The 16,308-nt window shown below is 67.2% G+C and carries 14 protein-coding genes and 1 pseudogene; 9 read left to right on the top strand and 6 right to left on the bottom strand.

Annotated features, from left to right (window positions below):
• On the bottom strand, positions 1-380 hold a 380-nt coding region (locus tag HOV91_RS40575; RefSeq protein ID WP_281370955.1), incomplete at its 3' end, for an MMPL family transporter.
• Complete coding sequence (locus HOV91_RS40570; RefSeq protein ID WP_312884774.1) at positions 380-946, bottom strand: MMPL family transporter; 567 nt, start codon at positions 944-946, stop codon at positions 380-382. The genes HOV91_RS40575 and HOV91_RS40570, both read right to left, overlap by 1 nt.
• A 72-nt stretch (positions 947-1,018) precedes the next feature.
• Between HOV91_RS40570 and HOV91_RS26250 the strand changes: the two genes are divergently transcribed.
• A complete protein-coding gene (locus HOV91_RS26250) occupies positions 1,019-1,249 on the top strand; it encodes a hypothetical protein (RefSeq protein WP_174188036.1) in 231 nt (76 codons plus the stop codon).
• Positions 1,250-1,954: 705 nt separating this feature from the next.
• On the opposite strand, the gene HOV91_RS26245 is transcribed toward HOV91_RS26250, so the two are convergent.
• On the bottom strand, positions 1,955-2,530 hold the full coding sequence (locus tag HOV91_RS26245; RefSeq protein ID WP_043735224.1) for a TetR/AcrR family transcriptional regulator: 576 nt from the start codon (positions 2,528-2,530) through the stop codon (positions 1,955-1,957).
• 361 nt (positions 2,531-2,891) lie between these two features.
• Here HOV91_RS26245 and HOV91_RS40865 point away from each other — a divergent pair, with 361 nt between their 5' ends.
• The 4 genes from HOV91_RS40865 to HOV91_RS26230 all read left to right on the top strand — a co-directional run bounded on the left by HOV91_RS40865 (position 2,892) and on the right by HOV91_RS26230 (position 6,856).
• Positions 2,892-3,104, top strand: coding sequence for an SHOCT domain-containing protein (locus HOV91_RS40865; RefSeq protein WP_245560335.1), 213 nt, complete (start codon positions 2,892-2,894; stop codon positions 3,102-3,104).
• A gap of 303 nt (positions 3,105-3,407) precedes the next feature.
• Positions 3,408-3,533: a hypothetical protein gene (locus tag HOV91_RS40565; protein WP_280410936.1), complete on the top strand. Its 126-nt coding sequence runs from the start codon at positions 3,408-3,410 to the stop codon at positions 3,531-3,533.
• 18 nt (positions 3,534-3,551) lie between these two features.
• Entirely contained in the window at positions 3,552-4,358 is an 807-nt protein-coding gene (locus HOV91_RS26235) for a DMT family transporter (protein ID WP_051047114.1), read from the top strand.
• 5 nt (positions 4,359-4,363) lie between these two features.
• Positions 4,364-6,856, top strand: a complete 2,493-nt coding sequence (locus HOV91_RS26230; RefSeq protein ID WP_174188035.1) for a heavy metal translocating P-type ATPase — start codon at positions 4,364-4,366, stop codon at positions 6,854-6,856.
• A gap of 477 nt (positions 6,857-7,333) precedes the next feature.
• Here the strand turns inward: HOV91_RS26230 and HOV91_RS40090 are convergent.
• Positions 7,334-8,108 (bottom strand): annotated as a pseudogene (locus HOV91_RS40090) (NAD(P)-dependent oxidoreductase).
• A gap of 1,034 nt (positions 8,109-9,142) precedes the next feature.
• Here HOV91_RS40090 and lpqS point away from each other — a divergent pair.
• From lpqS to HOV91_RS26210, 3 genes are all read left to right on the top strand, one after another.
• A complete protein-coding gene (gene lpqS / locus HOV91_RS26220) occupies positions 9,143-9,535 on the top strand; it encodes a putative copper homeostasis (lipo)protein LpqS (RefSeq protein WP_157227577.1) in 393 nt (130 codons plus the stop codon).
• Between the two features lie 106 nt (positions 9,536-9,641).
• A complete protein-coding gene (locus tag HOV91_RS26215) occupies positions 9,642-10,769 on the top strand; it encodes a PLP-dependent cysteine synthase family protein (protein ID WP_043736561.1) in 1,128 nt (375 codons plus the stop codon).
• Positions 10,770-10,816: 47 nt separating this feature from the next.
• The gene (locus HOV91_RS26210; protein WP_083887987.1) at positions 10,817-12,214 is read left to right on the top strand and encodes an MFS transporter; all 1,398 of its coding nucleotides are present in this window, start codon (positions 10,817-10,819) and stop codon (positions 12,212-12,214) included.
• A 682-nt stretch (positions 12,215-12,896) separates the two neighbouring features.
• Here the strand turns inward: HOV91_RS26210 and HOV91_RS26205 are convergent.
• A complete protein-coding gene (locus HOV91_RS26205) occupies positions 12,897-13,481 on the bottom strand; it encodes a TetR/AcrR family transcriptional regulator (RefSeq protein WP_043736528.1) in 585 nt (194 codons plus the stop codon).
• Between the two features lie 35 nt (positions 13,482-13,516).
• Here HOV91_RS26205 and HOV91_RS26200 point away from each other — a divergent pair, with 35 nt between their 5' ends.
• The gene (locus HOV91_RS26200) at positions 13,517-14,974 is read left to right on the top strand and encodes a hypothetical protein (RefSeq protein WP_246350852.1); all 1,458 of its coding nucleotides are present in this window, start codon (positions 13,517-13,519) and stop codon (positions 14,972-14,974) included.
• 36 nt (positions 14,975-15,010) lie between these two features.
• Here HOV91_RS26200 and HOV91_RS26195 read toward each other — a convergent pair whose 3' ends face one another.
• On the bottom strand, positions 15,011-15,973 hold the full coding sequence (locus HOV91_RS26195) for a M56 family metallopeptidase (RefSeq protein WP_043736531.1): 963 nt from the start codon (positions 15,971-15,973) through the stop codon (positions 15,011-15,013).
• Between the last annotated feature and the right edge of the window lie 335 nt (positions 15,974-16,308).

Raw genomic sequence — 16,308 nt, 5'->3', positions numbered from 1 at the left:
GTGGTGGCGCGGCCGGTGGGGGTGTCGTCGAGGGCGGTGGTACCCATGTCCAGGCCGTAGCGGATCCCGAAGACCGGCAGCGCGGCCACGATGAGCACCGCGATCGCGGCCGTGCCGAACAGGACGGGCCGGCGCATGACGAGATAGGCCCAGCGCGCCCATCGTCCCGGCCGGGTGTCGGCGGCGACGGGGTTGGTGTCGGCGGGCCGCCAGCGTTTCGGGAGCGCGCCGCGGTTGATGGCGGGGCCGAGGGCGGCGAGCAGAGCGGGTAGCAGGGTGATGCCGACGAGGAGCATGCTGGTGACGGCGGTGGCCACACCGATGGCGATGCCGCGGAAGATGGGTGCTTGCATGACGATCAGCGCGCACAGCGAGATCATCACCACCAGCCCCGAGACGGGATCGTCTTACCCGCGGTAGCCAGGGACCGGCCGACGGCGGCGGCGATGGCGTCGTGGTCGCCACGGCTGGCGACGCCGTGATGGGTGAGTTCTTCGCGGAAGCGGCTGACGATGAACATCGCGTAGTCGATGCCGACCCCCAGGCCGATCATGGTCGCCGTGGCCACGGTCAGCGAATCGAACGCGGTGATCGCGGTGAGCGCGAACAACGCCCCGACCGCGGCCAGCAGGCCCGCGATGGCGACACCGATCGGCACCGCCGCGGCAGCCAGGGCGCCGAGCGCGGCCACGAGCAGGACCAGGGCGACGGGGATACCGATCATCTCGGCGCGGGACAAGTCGGCGTTCTGTAATTCGGTGGCCGCGTTCTGCACCGCCGAGTACCCGGTCACCCCGACCCGCACGGCGTCGTCGCTGCCAGCGCGGATGGCGTCCTGCAGATCACGAGCGACGGTCGCGCACTGCGCTCGTCTCAGCCGGCCGACCGCCCCGCCCTCTTCGGCGCACAGTTCTCGCTCTCGCATCTGGCCTGGTTGCTCACCCACCCGATCACCGGATGGCTCACCACCGTCGCCGCTTTCACCTGCCACTTGACAGAACACGCCTACATATCAGCTGTGGTTGCCGCAGCGGGAATCACTGTGGCGCTGCGCTTGTGGCCGCGCCACGATCCCGAGGTGCTGACTCACCTGCACGAGGTCGGCACCATCGACCCAGCCCGGATGACCGACGCCGTACGCGTGGACGACCGCTTCTACCGACACACCCACGCTTACGTCATCGACGCCGACCACCGCCGGTGGCCGACACGGTCGAAGCGGCAGTTGCACACCGCGGTCACAGCCTAGGGATCCACGCTTCCCGACCCGAACGACAGGCGGGACGACAAGCCGACTGGTCGGCGATGTCGGACATCATCACCAAGTGGATCCGCGCTTGTTCGCCAGCGCCCACGTTGCATCGAGGATTCCTCGCCTACCCCGTGGCGGTGGGCAGTCACAGTCTCACGCCACAGCTTCGGCACATCAGCAGTTAACAACGACAATACGAGCTGCCTTGCACAGGACACTATGTATAGAAAAGAGAATCGGTGCAGACGCATTATTGTCCGGCTCGGAGGGAGGTACGAACAAAATACCCACGTCATCGACCACGGCAAGCGGCCGTGGTGATATACCACGATAGGTGATCATCAGTGCGATCGCCGTTGCGGTCCTGGCGATCGCCAGCGTCGTGATGATGCTCGCCGGTGGTGGCCGGCACGGCCCGGAAAGGCATATGCCCGGCGGGAGGAATCCAGACAGCAGTCATGTTCCACCCTCAGGTGGACATCAACCGGGCCATAGGGCGCCGCAGGCGCCCGCAGTGGGGCTTGCATCCGCGATAAGTGTTGCGTCCACGCCACTTGGTCATTCGACGCCCGATGCGCACCGGCGAACACCGTCAGCTCGGCTCCCACTCCCGTGCGAGGTGATGAAGTGCGCAGCACAGCCCGTGGCGCCCATCAGGAGGATCGTCCTCACCCGACGACACCGCGTTCCGGTTATCGCGAGCTAACCAGCGCCCCTGGATGGCAGACCCGTCAGCGTGACCATGACCAGACGGCGCACTGCGGCCTTCGACCGAAGTGAGCCGGCAGCCGACAACGCCGAGAGGCAGTACTGTGCGAGCTCTTCGGCAGGCACGTCGCGCCGGACGACACCCGCGGTCGCAGCCTCCACCAGCAAATCTCGCACCAACTCGTGCAGATGGCGCTGCGCTCGGACCGCGTGCCCACCCTGATGCAACGCGGGCGCCAAATCCCCGTGATGATGGGTGTAATCGATCATGGCGTAGGCGCTCAGTACTTTCTCGAGCCGCTGGCCGGCGTCGCCGCCCCGCGCGGCGATCTCCGCCAGCTGCTGCAGATGTCCAGCGATACGGCGTTCATGCCAGGCCGTCAGCATCGACTCGACATCCGGGAAGTACTTGTACAACGTCGCCCGGCCGATGCCGGTAGCCTCCGCGACCTGGGTCATAGTCACCGCCGCGAGCCCGTGCTCGCGGACAAGCTCCGCTGTGGTATCCAGCAACGCGTCTCGCACAGCCTGGCGATGCGCGATTATCGTGTCGTTCCACAGCTTGGGCACGATCGGAGTATATCCAGGCCATACCCGCGTTTCTCCATGCGACAGAACGTCGCTTGCGCGGCGGACTGTCGCCTATCGACAAGCGGTGGGATAGTCTGCTCCGTGCTACCCGCCGGGGGTAGCGACCTTCGGAGGCGCCGGAAGGGCATCTTGTCTCTACCGGCCGCGCTCAGCGATGCGGACCGTAAGGAGTACGGATCGCTCGCCACCGCCGACACGACAGCGGCATGGGGATGTCGCGACGACAGCGGTGAGTTCGCATCGATCGAGGACTGCACGATGATGTTCTGGTATGGCGGCGACGGGATGAGCGGGTGGGATACGGGCTCATGACGGTCGCGATGGTGTTGTTCTGGCGCTGGTGATCGTCGGGGTGATTCTCACGGTCCGTTACCTGGCCCAGCCGCCCGCTCCGGTCGGCGGCGCGCCGATCGTGCGGCCCAGTGGGGAGCAGGTGCTGGCCGAGCGATTCGCCCGCGGCGAGATCGATGCCGACGAATACCACCAGCGACTGGCTACACTGCGCGGCGATATCGGCTCCGGCCCAGGTACGAAGAGCGGCGGCGACGCGTAGTAAGGGCCGAATAGTACTGGGAGGGCGCCATGACAATCCACCCGGCGCAGACCGCTCCGCTCCAACCCTCTGGCAGCGCGCAGAGTTTCGCGCCGGCGATGGCGGCTACGCCACCGCTGACTGCTCGTAGACGGAGGCGCTCACGCATTCGACGAGGTCCCGGCCCTGCGCGGAGTGGCTTCCGGCGACCGAGCGCTGCGCGCGATTCGATCCCCCTGACCTCGGCATCGGAAACGGCACCTGCAGCCCACCCATTTGATCGTGGTCGACTGCTCGGTGTTCCACATCGGGAAGGACGCATCGATGCGCGAAGATCATCGCACCGCCACGGCAGGCTTGCCGATCTCGGCCGGTCGGGCCGTCGCGCGACCGTCGCGGATGCTGATCGTGGTGGTGACGTGGGGATCGTGCTTCACGTTGATCATGTAGGGTGTCGGCGATACGCCCGTGTTGTGGTTCGCGGCGCTGCGGGCCCTGGTCGCCTCCGTGGTGGCCGGGCGTGTGGTGCTGTTGGTTCCGCGAGACGCTACCGTGTGGTCGCTGATCGGGGTGCTGGCGTTGCTGAATGTGACGGTGGCGTTCGGTGCGATGTTCACCAGCATCACCGGCGTCACGACCGGGGTGGCGGCGGTGCTGAGCAACTCGGCACCGCTGTTGGTGGTGCTGCCCGCGTGGTGGTTATTCGGTGAGCGGCCGCGGTTGGTCGAGATCACCGGTGTCGCTGTCGGTTTCGGTGGCCTGGTGATCGTCGCGGCGCCGTCGGGTGGTGGTCGTGGTGCTGGTCTGGCGCTGTTGGCAGCGTTTGGCATCGCGGTGGGTGCCCTGCTGGCGCGGCGGTTGTCCAGCATCGATTTGCTGGCGTTGGGTGCCTGGCAGTTCTTGCTCGGTGGCACCGTGCTGGCGGGAATCGCGTGCGTGGCCCAGGGACCGCCCACTACGATCGCGTGGAGCAGTCGATTCACGCTCACCCTGGCAGTACTCGCGCTGGCGGCAACCGCCCTGCCGTACCTGCTGTGGTTCGGTGAGCTGCGCCGGGCCTCGCTCACCACGGTCACGACGTGGACGCTGCTGGTTCCCGTCGTCGGGGTGATCCTCGCGGTGGTGGTGCTCGATGAGCCGATCACCCGCGCCGGCGTGATCGGCGACGTCATCGTGGTGGCCGGTCTGGCGGTCGTGGCCCGCGCCGCCCGCCCATCCCGCGCCGAAACTCTGTTCGCAACCGATACTGTCGACTACCGGACTCTGGAGGAGTGACCCCCGTGACAACCCATTCTGATAGCCATCTACACCCGCCGAAGGAACGCGCCACCGCCGTGCTCGATGTGCGTGGCCTGCTGTTCGCCTCCGAGCAGAACGTCGTGGCCGCCCGGTTGGCTCGTCGCTCTGGCGTGCATCACGTAGAAGTCAACCCCGTGGCCCAGACCGCGACCGTGGTCTATGACCAGACGCTCACTTCGGTTGCCGCGCTGCGGGATTGGGTCATCGAATGCGGTTACCACTGCGCCGGACGGTCGGTGCCCGTCCACATCTGCGACCCCCTGACCGAACCGGACCCACCCACCGACGACGCGCACCACATCCACGCCGGACATGCCGGTCGGCTGGCGACCACGGAGCCCATCGACGATGTCGGCCACACCATCACGACCCCTGCTCACACCGAGCACCCGGCCGGTGCCGGCGCCCTGCGTTCCCCGCATGAGGCGATGGGCCACGGTGGGCATGCCGGTATGTCGATGGCAGCCATGGTGGCCGACATGCGCAACCGGTTCCTGGTCGCGTTGGTGTTCTCGATCCCGATCGTGATCTGGTCGCCCATCGGCCGCGACGTGCTGGGCCTGGACGTGCCGGTTCCGTTCGGTCTGCGCGAGGACATCTGGGCGTTGTTGCTGAGCTTGCCGGTCATCTTCTACTCGTCGTGGATCTTCTTCGACGGCGCCGTGCGGGCCCTGCGAGCCCGCACGCTGGACATGATGGTGCTGGTCGCGGTCGCGATCGGCTCGGGTTGGCTGTACTCACTGGTGATCACGTTGACCGGCGGCGGTGAAGTGTTCTATGAGGCTGCCACCGTGCTGGCCGCGTTCGTGCTGCTGGGGCACTGGTTCGAGATGCGCGCCCGCGGCGGCGCCAACGACGCCATCCGCACCTTGCTCGACCTCGCCCCGCCGAAGGCGCTGGTGCTGCGCGACGGCGGACCTGTCGAGATCCCCACCGCCGAGGTCGCGGTCGGTGATCTGCTGCTGGTGCGCCCGGGCGCGAAGATCGCCGTCGATGGGGTCGTGGCCGACGGTGACAGCGAGGTCGACGAGTCGATGGTCACCGGCGAGAGCCTGCCGGTGACCAAGGCCCCCGGCTCGGCGGTCATCGGCGCCACCATCAACTCCAACGGCACCTTGCGGGTGCGCGCGACCAAGGTCGGCGCGGACACCGCGCTGGCGCAGATCGTGCAACTGGTGCAGGAAGCCCAGAATTCGAAGGCCCCGGGCCAGCGTCTGGCCGACAAGGCGGCGTTCTGGCTGGTGTTCGTCGCGCTGATCGGTGGTGGCGGCACGCTGGCGGCCTGGCTGCTGTTGTCCGATCGCCCGTTCTCGGCGGCGATCCTGTTCGCGATCACAGTGGTGGTCATCACCTGCCCGGACGCCCTCGGGCTGGCCACCCCCACCGCGATCATGGTCGGCACCGGGCTCGGCGCGAAACGCGGTGTGTTGTTCAAAAACGCGATGGCACTGGAAACTTCGGCCCGAATCCAGACGGTGGTGATGGACAAGACCGGAACCCTCACCAAGGGCGAACCCGAGGTCACCGACGTCATCACCGACGGCATCGGCGAAGCCGAAGTGCTGCGCCTGGTCGCCGCGGTGGAACGCGAATCCGAACACCCCCTCGCCCAGGCCGTCGTCCGCTACGCGGAAAACGCAGGGATCGATCAGGTTCGGGCCGAAAAGTTCGAGAATGTCCCCGGCCACGGTGCGATCGCCGAGGCCGAGGGCCACCGTGTCGTCGTCGGCAACCGGCGGCTGGCCGAACGAGAGGGCATCGACCTCGGCGCGCTGGCCGCACGCCGCGACGAACTGGCCGCCACCGGACGCACCGCGGTGATCGCCGCCGTGGACGGCAAGGCCGCAGCGATCATCGGCATCGCCGACGCGCCCCGCGAAACCTCACCGGCGGCCGTCGCCGCGCTGCACGATCTCGGCGTCGAGGTGGTCATGCTCACCGGCGACAACGAAGCCACCGCGAAACGCATCGCCGAGCGGCTCGGCATCGACACCGTCATCGCCGAAGTACTGCCCGGCGACAAAGCCGCCAAGATCGCCGAACTACAAAGCAGCGGCCGCCAGGTCGCCATGGTCGGCGACGGCGTCAACGACGCCCCCGCCCTCGCCCAAGCCGACCTCGGCATCGCCATCGGCGCCGGCACCGACGTCGCCATCGAAACCGCCGACGTCGTGCTCATGCGCTCCGACCCGCTCGACGTGCCCACCGCCCTGCACATCGGCCGCGGCACGCTGAGCAAAATGCGCCAGAACCTGGCCTGGGCCATCGGCTACAACACCATCGCCCTGCCCATCGCCGCCGGCGTCTTCGAACCCGCCTTCGGCCTGATGCTGCGCCCGGAGATCGCCGCCCTGTCCATGTCCGGATCAAGCCTCATCGTCGCCGTCAACGCCCTCGCCCTCAAACGACTCCGGCTCCCCACACCGAAACCCGCGCACACCGGAACCTCCGAGGCGACACCGCTGATCGCGTAGGACACGCCAGCCGGGCTCGGGACTCAACCAAGAACAGGCTGTGGCCCGGCCATCACCTAGGAGAGACGTCGGGTGTCGGAGTTGGTCCAACCCCAGGTCTCGGGTATCACACGAGCGGACGGTCACACCACAGCGGCATCGGTGCCGGGATGCCCTGCTGGTGCAACTAGATCATGATCGTGTGCAGAACCCCATTCGAAATCCATCGCTGCTCTCTCCTTCAACCCGTCCCCGCGCCCCGGGAATTGCCACGAGGCGGCGCTCGACGTCGCGCCGACCGGTGCCGGGGCGGTGTGCTTCAAGCAAGTCGAGGGCGCAGGCGCGCGTCAACGCCACCCTGTCCGACAAAGGATTCGGGCCGAGCCTACTGTGCACCATCATCGGATCACCAAGCGCCCGACAGGTTTGCTTGCGCTACCCGCACGGGCTCGAACAGGGGCAGGCGCCCTTCGCCGATCGACCCAGGATTCGCAGCCGTCAGCGCGCGATCTCCGGTGTCGCTGCGCCACCGTGCGGCTGCGGCACCCAGACGAGGTTGCGCGGGGCACCACGGGCGAATGCCTCGATGTTCTGCAGTGTGGTTTCGATGATCCGGTGCAGCGCCTCCTCGGTGTTATAGGCGTTGTGCGGCGTGACGAGCACGTTGGGGAAGCGCAGCAGAACATGGTCGGCTATCAGCGCGGTCAGGTCATGTTCTCCGGTTTTCGGGCCGCGGAAGATCACGGCTTCTTCGCGCATGACCGGCTCCTCGGGAAGCACGTCCAAGCCGGCGGCTTTCAGCTTGCCATCGGCGAGTGCCCTGATCAGCGCGGGTACGTCGATGATTCTTCCCCGCGCGGTATTGATGAGCACCGCACCGGGCTTCCTCAACCCGAACTCGCGGTCGGAGATCAGATGCGTTGTCTCGGCAGTGGCGGGAACGTGCACGGTGACGACGTCGGCCGCGGCGAGCGTCTCGTCCAAGTCGGCGTAGCGGAATCCGAGTTGCCGCCGCTTGGGCACGGTAGCGGTCGCAGGCGATGACACTCATCCCGAAGCCGTGAGCGATGCCGATAACGCGCCGACCGATCCGCCCGGTGCCGATCACGCCGAGGGTCTTTCCGTTCAGCTCGAATCCGCGCAGACCGGACTGGGAAGAGACACCGCGTTCGCTCGGTTGCCTCGACGATATGTCGGGCCAGGCCGAGCAGCAGCGCGAAAACTGAGCGGGCACCGCAGCCGCCGCGTGCTCCTGATCGTGGGCCACCCGCATGACAAGGCCAGCTCGACCGGGCACACCTCGACATGGCGTTCCACTATTGGCCGGCCACGACGGCGGGAACAGCAGGGCGCAAGTTGATCTGTGAACCCTGGGCGGGAAGCCGATTCCATCTGGTGCCAGTGCTTCCTCGGCGGAATCAGCCTGGAGCGGTCCGAGGGTCCGCGCGCCCCGCTGCGACGGCGCGGTCGTGGCGGCTGAGGCCACAGTAGGGCACGGCAGCCTGCATTCCCCGCTAGCGAGGCCCTGTGTAGGTCCGCGGGAGCTGATGGGTGTCACCGGCCCTGACATCGGCGCCTTGCCCGTGTCCGACGCTTCTTTCGTGACCGTGGCTGCGACCGCCGCCGCTCGGCCCGTGTCCATCACCATTGTTGTGGCTTCCGCTGTGCGATGTGGCCAGCAGCGGGCTCGCAAGTGATGGCGCCGCGGTGGCGGGTGCTGCCATCAGTGCCGCGGCGCCGAGCGTGGCGGAAGCGGCAATGCCTGCCGCGGCGAATCGGCGGAGTCCACGCGTGTGCTTCATGAGACTGGAGTCCCTTCCATTGATGTTTGCTGAATGTGAGCTGTCGGGGTGGGTGCGGGAAAGCGGGCGCAATCGCTCCCACAACAGGTAACGGCCGGGTTACGAGTGTGCTCCCGTTCCCGGAATCTGGCCGTCTCCGCCGGGTAGGGAGATTCGGTCACGTAGTTGACAACTAAATACGTACAGAGATAGTAGATTGTTTGTATGGGATGTCAACGGCCTGTCGTCGCGATCATCGTTCGATGGTGAAAGTTGTTGGCTTTCAGCACTGTCTGCGAAGGGAGGCCGCGTCTGTGTACAGGGTTGATGATCGCGGCGGCAGGCTGGCCACGGGTACTGTCCACAGCGGGCGGACTGCGGCGGTGGACGGGGAGTCGGAGGTGCCGCTGGTGCAACGATCCTGCCGATACATTCGGGCGACCTGCGCATACTGTATTCGTTACGAAATTGTTGCTATAGTCGGTCCACTGTGAGGCTCTTCGGTCAGTTGCGGCGTGGTGGCTCCGTGCTGGTCCTGCTGATTGCAGTGCTGCTCGGAGCGCCGATGATCGACTGCGCGTTGCTCGGAGACGATGCACACCGACATCCGCCCGTCGCCACAACCGTGGAGCAGTTCCTCCATTCGGTGTCCGATGTTCACGCTCACGGGGCCGTCGATGTCATCGATGATGACTGCGGCCCGCATATTGCCCACTGCATCGTGAAGTCGGTGCCCCCGGGGGGTGCGCAGAACATGCTTCCGCTGCAGCTGCTGGCCGTGGCCTTGCTTGTGGCAGCGATCGTGGTCGCGTTCATCCTTCCGCCCGCGGGCCGTGGGGTGCGGGGCCCGCCTGCTTCGGCCCCGCCCTGTATCGATGGGCGGGGCATTCTGATGCGGTTCTGTATCGCCCGACGCTGATCGGTCAGCACCAGGCCGACGTTGTTCGTGTCGTCGGCCGGTGTCCGCTACCCACTCATCGTCGTAACCGTCCATCGCGGCGGTTCGGATACAGGAAGCGACAATGATGAACAAGGTCGTGCTCAACAAGCCCGCAGAGACGCCTGCGAGTCTGGCTGCCGTGCCTGAAGCCGCCCGCCAGCCGCGGGTTTTGGTCGGCAATACCCCCGTGCTGTGGGTCGGTGCCCCACTGGCGCCCGTCGGACGCGGGTTCTGGGCGAAGCTCGAGGGATTCAATCCCGGGGGTATGAAGGATCGCCCTGCGCTGCACATGGTGCGCCGTGCCGAGGAGCGCGGTGATCTGGGACCGGGGGCGCGGATCATCGAATCCAGCAGCGGCACCCTCGGGTTGGGTTTGGCGCTGGCCGGGATGGTCTACCGGCATCCGGTCACGGTGGTGACTGATCCGGGTCTGGAGCCGATCGTCTCGCAGATGCTCGCGGCATACGGGGCGCGGGTTGATCTCGTTGACGAACCGCATCCCAGTGGTGGCTGGCAGCAGGCGCGCCGTGATCGAGTCGCCGAGCTGCTCGATGGTGAGCCCGATGCGTGGTGCCCGGATCAATACAGCAATCCGGACAATGCCGACGGTTACGAGTCGTTGGCGCTCGAGCTGATCGAACAGCTCGGCGCAGTGAACGTGCTGGTGTGCGCGGTGGGCACCGGTGGGCACTCGGCGGGTGTGGCGCGGGTGCTGCGCCGGTTCAACCCGGATTTGAAGTTGATCGGCGTGGACACGGTGGCCTCGACGATTTTCGGCCAACCGGCGGGGCCCCGGCTGATGCGCGGCCTGGGATCGAGCATCTACCCGTCGAATGTCGACTACGGCGCGTTCGACGAGGTGCATTGGGTCGCGCCGGCGGAGGCGGTGTGGGCGTGCCGCACGCTGGCCGCGACGCATCACGCTTCCGGCGGCTGGAGTGTCGGTGCGGTCGCGCTGGTCGCGGGCTGGGCGGCCCGTGCCTACGACGCCGACACCCGGATCGCGGCGGTGTTCCCCGATGGGCCGCATCGCTACTTCGACACCATCTACAGCGACAAGTACTGCGCCGAGCACGGCCTGCTGGATCTGGAACCGCCGGTCGAGCCGGATACTGTCGCGCATCCGGCTGAGCGGGTGGTGCGTTCCTGGACTCGCTGCACCACAGTCGTCGATCCGCGCGGTTGGACGGGGGTCGGGGAGCCGGCCTCGTGACGGTGTTCAGGAAGTTCCGTAGCTTCGATCTCGCTGCCAGGTTGTTGATGGTCAACCAATTCGGCATCAACCTCGGTTTCTACATGCTGATGCCCTATTTGGCCGGGTACCTGGCGGGCCCGCTCGGGTTGGCAGCGTGGGCGGTGGGTCTGGTGCTGGGCGTGCGGAACTTCTCTCAGCAGGGCATGTTCCTCATCGGTGGCACACTCGCCGACCGGCTCGGCTACAAGCCGCTGATCGTCGCGGGCTGCCTGCTGCGCACCGGCGGCTTCGCGCTGCTGGTGTTCGCCACCTCCCTGCCCGGTTTGCTGATCGCCTCGGCGGCAACAGGTTTCGCCGGTGCACTGTTCAACCCGGCCGTGCGCGCCTACCTCGCGGCCGATACCGGGGAACGCCGGGTAGAAGCGTTCGCGGTGTTCAACATCTTCTATCAAGCCGGCATCCTGACCGGACCTCTGGTCGGCCTGGCGCTGATGGCCCTCGACTTCCGGGTGACCGCGGGCGCCGCGGCAGTGGTATTTGCGGCACTGACGGTGGCGCAACTGTTCGCGCTCCCCGCGCGGCGGGGCGAGGAGCCGACCGGAAAGACCTCGGTGCTCGAAGACTGGCGAGCAGTGGCAGGCAACCGGCGGTTCCTGGCGTTCTCGGTCGCGATGATCGGCTCGTATGTGCTGTCGTTCCAGGTGTATCTCGCGCTGCCATTGCAGGCCGAATTCGTCGTCGCGGCAGCACGCTCGCAGGCATTGGTGTCGGCGCTGTTCGTGGTGTCCGGTGTCGTGGCGGTCGCCGGGCAGTTGCGCATCACGGGATGGTTCAAGGCGCGATGGGGCACTGGTCGCAGCTTGGTCATCGGCATGGGAATCCTTGCCGCGTCGTTCCTGCCGCTGGTGGTGATCCCGGACCCGAACCGATTCGGTACCGGTGCCGCGATCGCGGCGCTGCTGGTAACGGCTGCGTTGCTGGCCGTGGGCACGGCGGCGGTGTTCCCGTTCGAGATGGACACTGTCGTCTCGTTGGCCGACGGCAAGCTGGTGGCCACCCACTACGGGTTCTACAACACCGTAGTCGGTGTCGGCATTCTCGGGGGCAACCTCGCCACCGGTGCTGTCGTCGGCGCAGCTCGCGCCGCCGGCGCGGATTGGGCGGTGTGGGTCGGGCTCACAGTGATCGGCGCCGTCGCGGCCTTCGCCCTGCACCGCCTCGACCGGTCCGAGCCTGCTCGCCAGGTGGCGACCAGTTCTGTTCGTCCGACACGCCGCAACGGCACCGGACGTCACCGATTGCCTGAGCACATGGCGAAGGCGGGACGGATGCCGATCAGCCGAAATCCTGACCAGCCAGGGCGCCACCGAATGCCCGACAACGCGGCACCTTCAGTGCGGGTCTCGGAGTACACCGGACGTCATCGAAAGCCGACGCCGCCCGCTCCGGCGGCCCGGCGGTGACAGATCATGAACGGCTTGATCCGACGGACCGCTGTCACGGCTGCCGCCACCGCCAACGCCGTGGTCGTGGCGACCGGTATCGCCTTCGCACACCTCACTGTCCAAGCAGCGGGTGCGAAATAGGGCGCCTCCACTGTGCTCACCCTCGAGGGTGTCCACCGAATCCGACAACGCCAGCTCCACCAAGCTCACCGTCCAACTGCCCGGCTCGAAGTCGGCCCGCGCCGAACCGCTACCCGGGTGGACCTCGGTCGTGGAAAGGACGCATCGAAGATGGCGACGTCGGTGACGTGGACCGCCAATCCAGCGGTTCGTGCCCTCGGCCGGCCTGCTGCCGAAACAAGGCACGGTTTCCTTCGGAAGCCGAGCAAACCCACAGCGACGGAAAGGTTGTCCACTGGCATCAGCCCATGCCTGCCGACGGCCAAGAGCCGGAGTATTCGTTGCCGGTTCTCACTCTTGCGGGCCGGTGAACCTCGCACGGTGCTGAGCCATCTGCCGCCGCGGTGGTGGATGACAAGCCGGACGCTGTCGCTCGTTGGCTCGGCGGAATCGGTCTTCTACTGCGCGTCCTCGGCGCCGCCGCGGGGCTGGCAGCGCTTGTCGGGAAACGGCGGCCGTGATCGCTGCGGGTGATGGGCGGATCGCCCGTCACCCGGGTTGCGCCGAAGCTTTGCGCGGCTCAGCTTCCGGTGAACAGGCCGCGCAGGACCAGATCCAGTACTGATTCGCGGGCCCGGTCCGGATCCCAGTGATGGCTGGCGCGCAGGTGGATGTATCCCCACCCCACGGTATTGAACAGTACGGTGGCGGTGACCGTCGGCGGTACCTCACGCAGGCTGCCGTCGGCAGCACCATCCCGGAGCAGTCGCTCGAACGGTTCGGCGAACACGTCGACCGCGAGCGCTTCCGGGCCGGGCTGGTGAAACACCTCGCCATGCGCGAGGAACATGCCCGAAAGCAGCGGCAGGTGCTTGTCCGCGGTGGCGCAGACGGCCTCCAGCGCAATCCGGAGCCGTTCGGCGGCGGTCCCGGCCGCGGTGAGGGCGGGCCATATCTCATCGCGGAAGGTGTCGGCCGCTCTTTTGGTGAGTGCCGCGACGAGATGCTCGCGGGTTACACCCCGCCGATAGATGGTCGCCCGCGACATTCCGGCCTCGGCGGCGACTCGATCGAGGGTGAGCTCGGTGAGACCCCACCGGGCTACCGCGGCTTCGGTGGCGTCGACCAGTTCGGGACCAATAGTTACCTCTTGACCGTGTGACACAGTCACATCATACTTGAGACATGAATGTCTCATTCTTGAGAGATAATCGTCTCAAGCTGGGGCGGGTGTCGGGTGCCGTGATTGCCGTTGCGGGCATGGTGTCGCTGCTGGCGACCTACTGGGACGATGCGTGGCATACCGATCTCGGTCGTGATGACGCGACGATCCCCCCGCACCTGTTGCTCTACGGTTCGGTGGCCGTGGCAGGCGTGGTGGTCGTCGGCTGGGGTGTGCGACTCCTCATCCAGACGCGCTCGCTGCCTGCGGTGCTGGGGCAGTCGCCGCTGGTCGTAGCAGCGGCTGGCGGCGCGGCGACGTTGGCGGCCGCGCCGCTCGACGCGATATGGCACGCCTCCTTCGGGCGTGACGCGGTGCTGTGGAGCCCGCCGCACATGCTGGTCGTGTTGGCTTCGGCGGCAATGGTTCTCGGTGCCGTCGCCGGGGTTCGGCAGACTCGATCGGGTGTGGTGGAAGCGCTGCTCGCCGGTTTGCTGCTGGGCGGCTTGGCCATGACAGTCCTGGAGTACGAAACCGATGTCCCGCAGTTCTCCGAGGCCTTCTACCTTCCGGTTCTGCTCAGCGCCGGATTGCCGGCGGCCGCCGTGGCACGCCGCGTCGTGCCGTTGCGTATGCCGGTCACGGCGATGGTCGTCGTTTATGTCGCGTTGCGGCTGGTGACCACAGCGGTGCTGGCGCTGCTGGGGCGCAGCACGCCGGAGCTACCGCTGGCCGTGCTCGGATTGTGTGTGCTGGATCTGCCGTGGCGCAATCGACTGCTGCGGTACTCGGCCGGCGCTGCGGCAGTCGCGGCCCTCGCTTGGCTGGCCGCCGCCATAGGGCTGGTCGACCGCTCGGCGTCCGCGGTAGCGGCGGTCGCCGTCCCCGCGATCGCGGTGTTCGTTCTGGCCGGCCTCGTGAGCGCGCGGCGGGGTGCCCTGCTCGTCCCCGCTGTGTTTGCCGTCGTGCTGAGTGGTGTCTTGCTGGTCGGTTCCGCGCCAACCGCGTCCGCGCACGATCCGGGGCAGGGTGAGCCCGTAATCGGAGCGCGGCTCACCGGCGCGTCCGACGGCAAGGGCGAGCTGTCGCTCGCCGTCGAAACCACGAGTTCGTGCGAGCGCACCAGCCCGGTCCGCTTGGTTGCTCGCCGCGCAGGCAGCACCCTGACCGCGCCACTACGTGCGGCCGGCGACTGCCGGTACACGGGTACCGTCCAAGTCAGCGGATCCGGCCGGTGGTTCGTATACGCGGAATTGCGTGACGGCGAGCACAACGTCGAGGCGTGGCTTCCGTTGCCCGCCGATCAAGCCATAGTCAGCACCGAAACCCGGGACCTGTACCGACCGGCGGCAGCCACCGCTGCGACCAGGCCTGTCCAGATCGCCGCTGGAACAGCGATCTACGCCTTCGCGCTCATCCTGCTGGGCTGGGCCACCGTGATGGTCGTTCGTCGGCGGCGACCGGGCGGCGTGAGCACGACCACCTCGGGGGTGTAAGCATGCGGAGTCCTTCCCCCGGGTGACACAACGGGGTCAAGCGGTTATCGGCGCGCAGATCGCGATACCGATGGCGGCCAGCAGCACTGTGATGAGGGGACCGAGGGTCACCAATGTGGTCGCGGCAATCAGCAGCCGACGGGCTCGGGTTCGCAGTGCAGTCTCGCAGGGCGCGGTCAACCGTTCGACCCGGGTGGCGAGCCCGACCGCGGTAGCGCTGAGCGACCCGGTGGGGCTGTCGGCGACACCCGAGAGAGCGAGCAACGCCTGGAGTACGGTGCGGTGTCCGTGTTCGCGTGCCGCGACATCGTCGGCGCGCATTTCCACCAGTCGCGCGACCTCGGCAGCGCCGAGGGTGAACAATTCGATTCGGGAAAAGGTTGCGGCGAGACCACGAGTCAACGCCAGCAGCAGATGGTGGCGTCCCGCCAAGTGGGCTCGCTCATGTGCCAGCACCGCGGCCAGGTGCCGATCATCGAGGGCGGAGAGCGCCCCGCGGGTGATGACAACAGTATGCGGCTTGCCCGCGACACAGTATGCGGCGGGCTCGGATAGATCGAGCACGACGGCGTCCAAGCCGGAATCGTGGCGGCCCGCTACGCGCGCCATCCGCGCGTGCTCATGGGTGGAGCTTCGAGCCCGCACCAAGGACCGGATCACTCGCAACAGAAGAACAGCGGCCGCAAGCGTGACGAACGCAGCCAGAGCGATCAGTCCGCCCTGCACCACACCGCCATAGCTGCCGGTCGCGGCGTCGTGCAGTTGCGAATAGCAACTGCTCCACACGGGTCTGCTCGGCTCAGCCCAATCCCGGACGACATCGACGGCCAGGATGATGACCGCCGCCGCCCAGGATCCTGCTACCGAGCAAATGGCGCTCACCCACGCGACCAGACCGAACCCCGGAGCGATGCCGCCGCGCGTGAGCTGCGCGAGGAGCCGCGGCGCCAAGGTCGTGACCGCGAAGCCGTACAGGAACAGACAGACCGCAAGGCTCATCGGACTGCCTGCTGTTCCGCTGCGGGTCCGCCGGAGCTGCCCCGGGTCGAGATGGCGAGTGCGCGAATACGCGGCACGCGGTGCTCCTGTCCATGGGCGTCGCGGTGATGCGCGAACCATGATCGTTTACGGAGGCGCAACATACTACCTATCTGCGTATGACGCGATGTGTAATGGTGCTCGATAAGCGGACAACGCCGCGCGCGGCTTTGCTGAAGCCGAGCCTACGCCTGGCCGAGGTCTGTTCCTACGTTTGGTGCCGGGACGTGGACCATGCTAGATCCGGTCGAATTGTGTGCCGCGAAAGGGGGGTAGCACCACAGGCTGCGGGGCCG

It is taken from the genome of Nocardia barduliensis (assembly GCF_013315795.1).
GTDB lineage: Bacteria > Actinomycetota > Actinomycetes > Mycobacteriales > Mycobacteriaceae > Nocardia > Nocardia barduliensis.
Note: the sequence above shows the minus strand (reverse complement) of the source record. Positions and strands in the feature narration are given on the sequence as shown.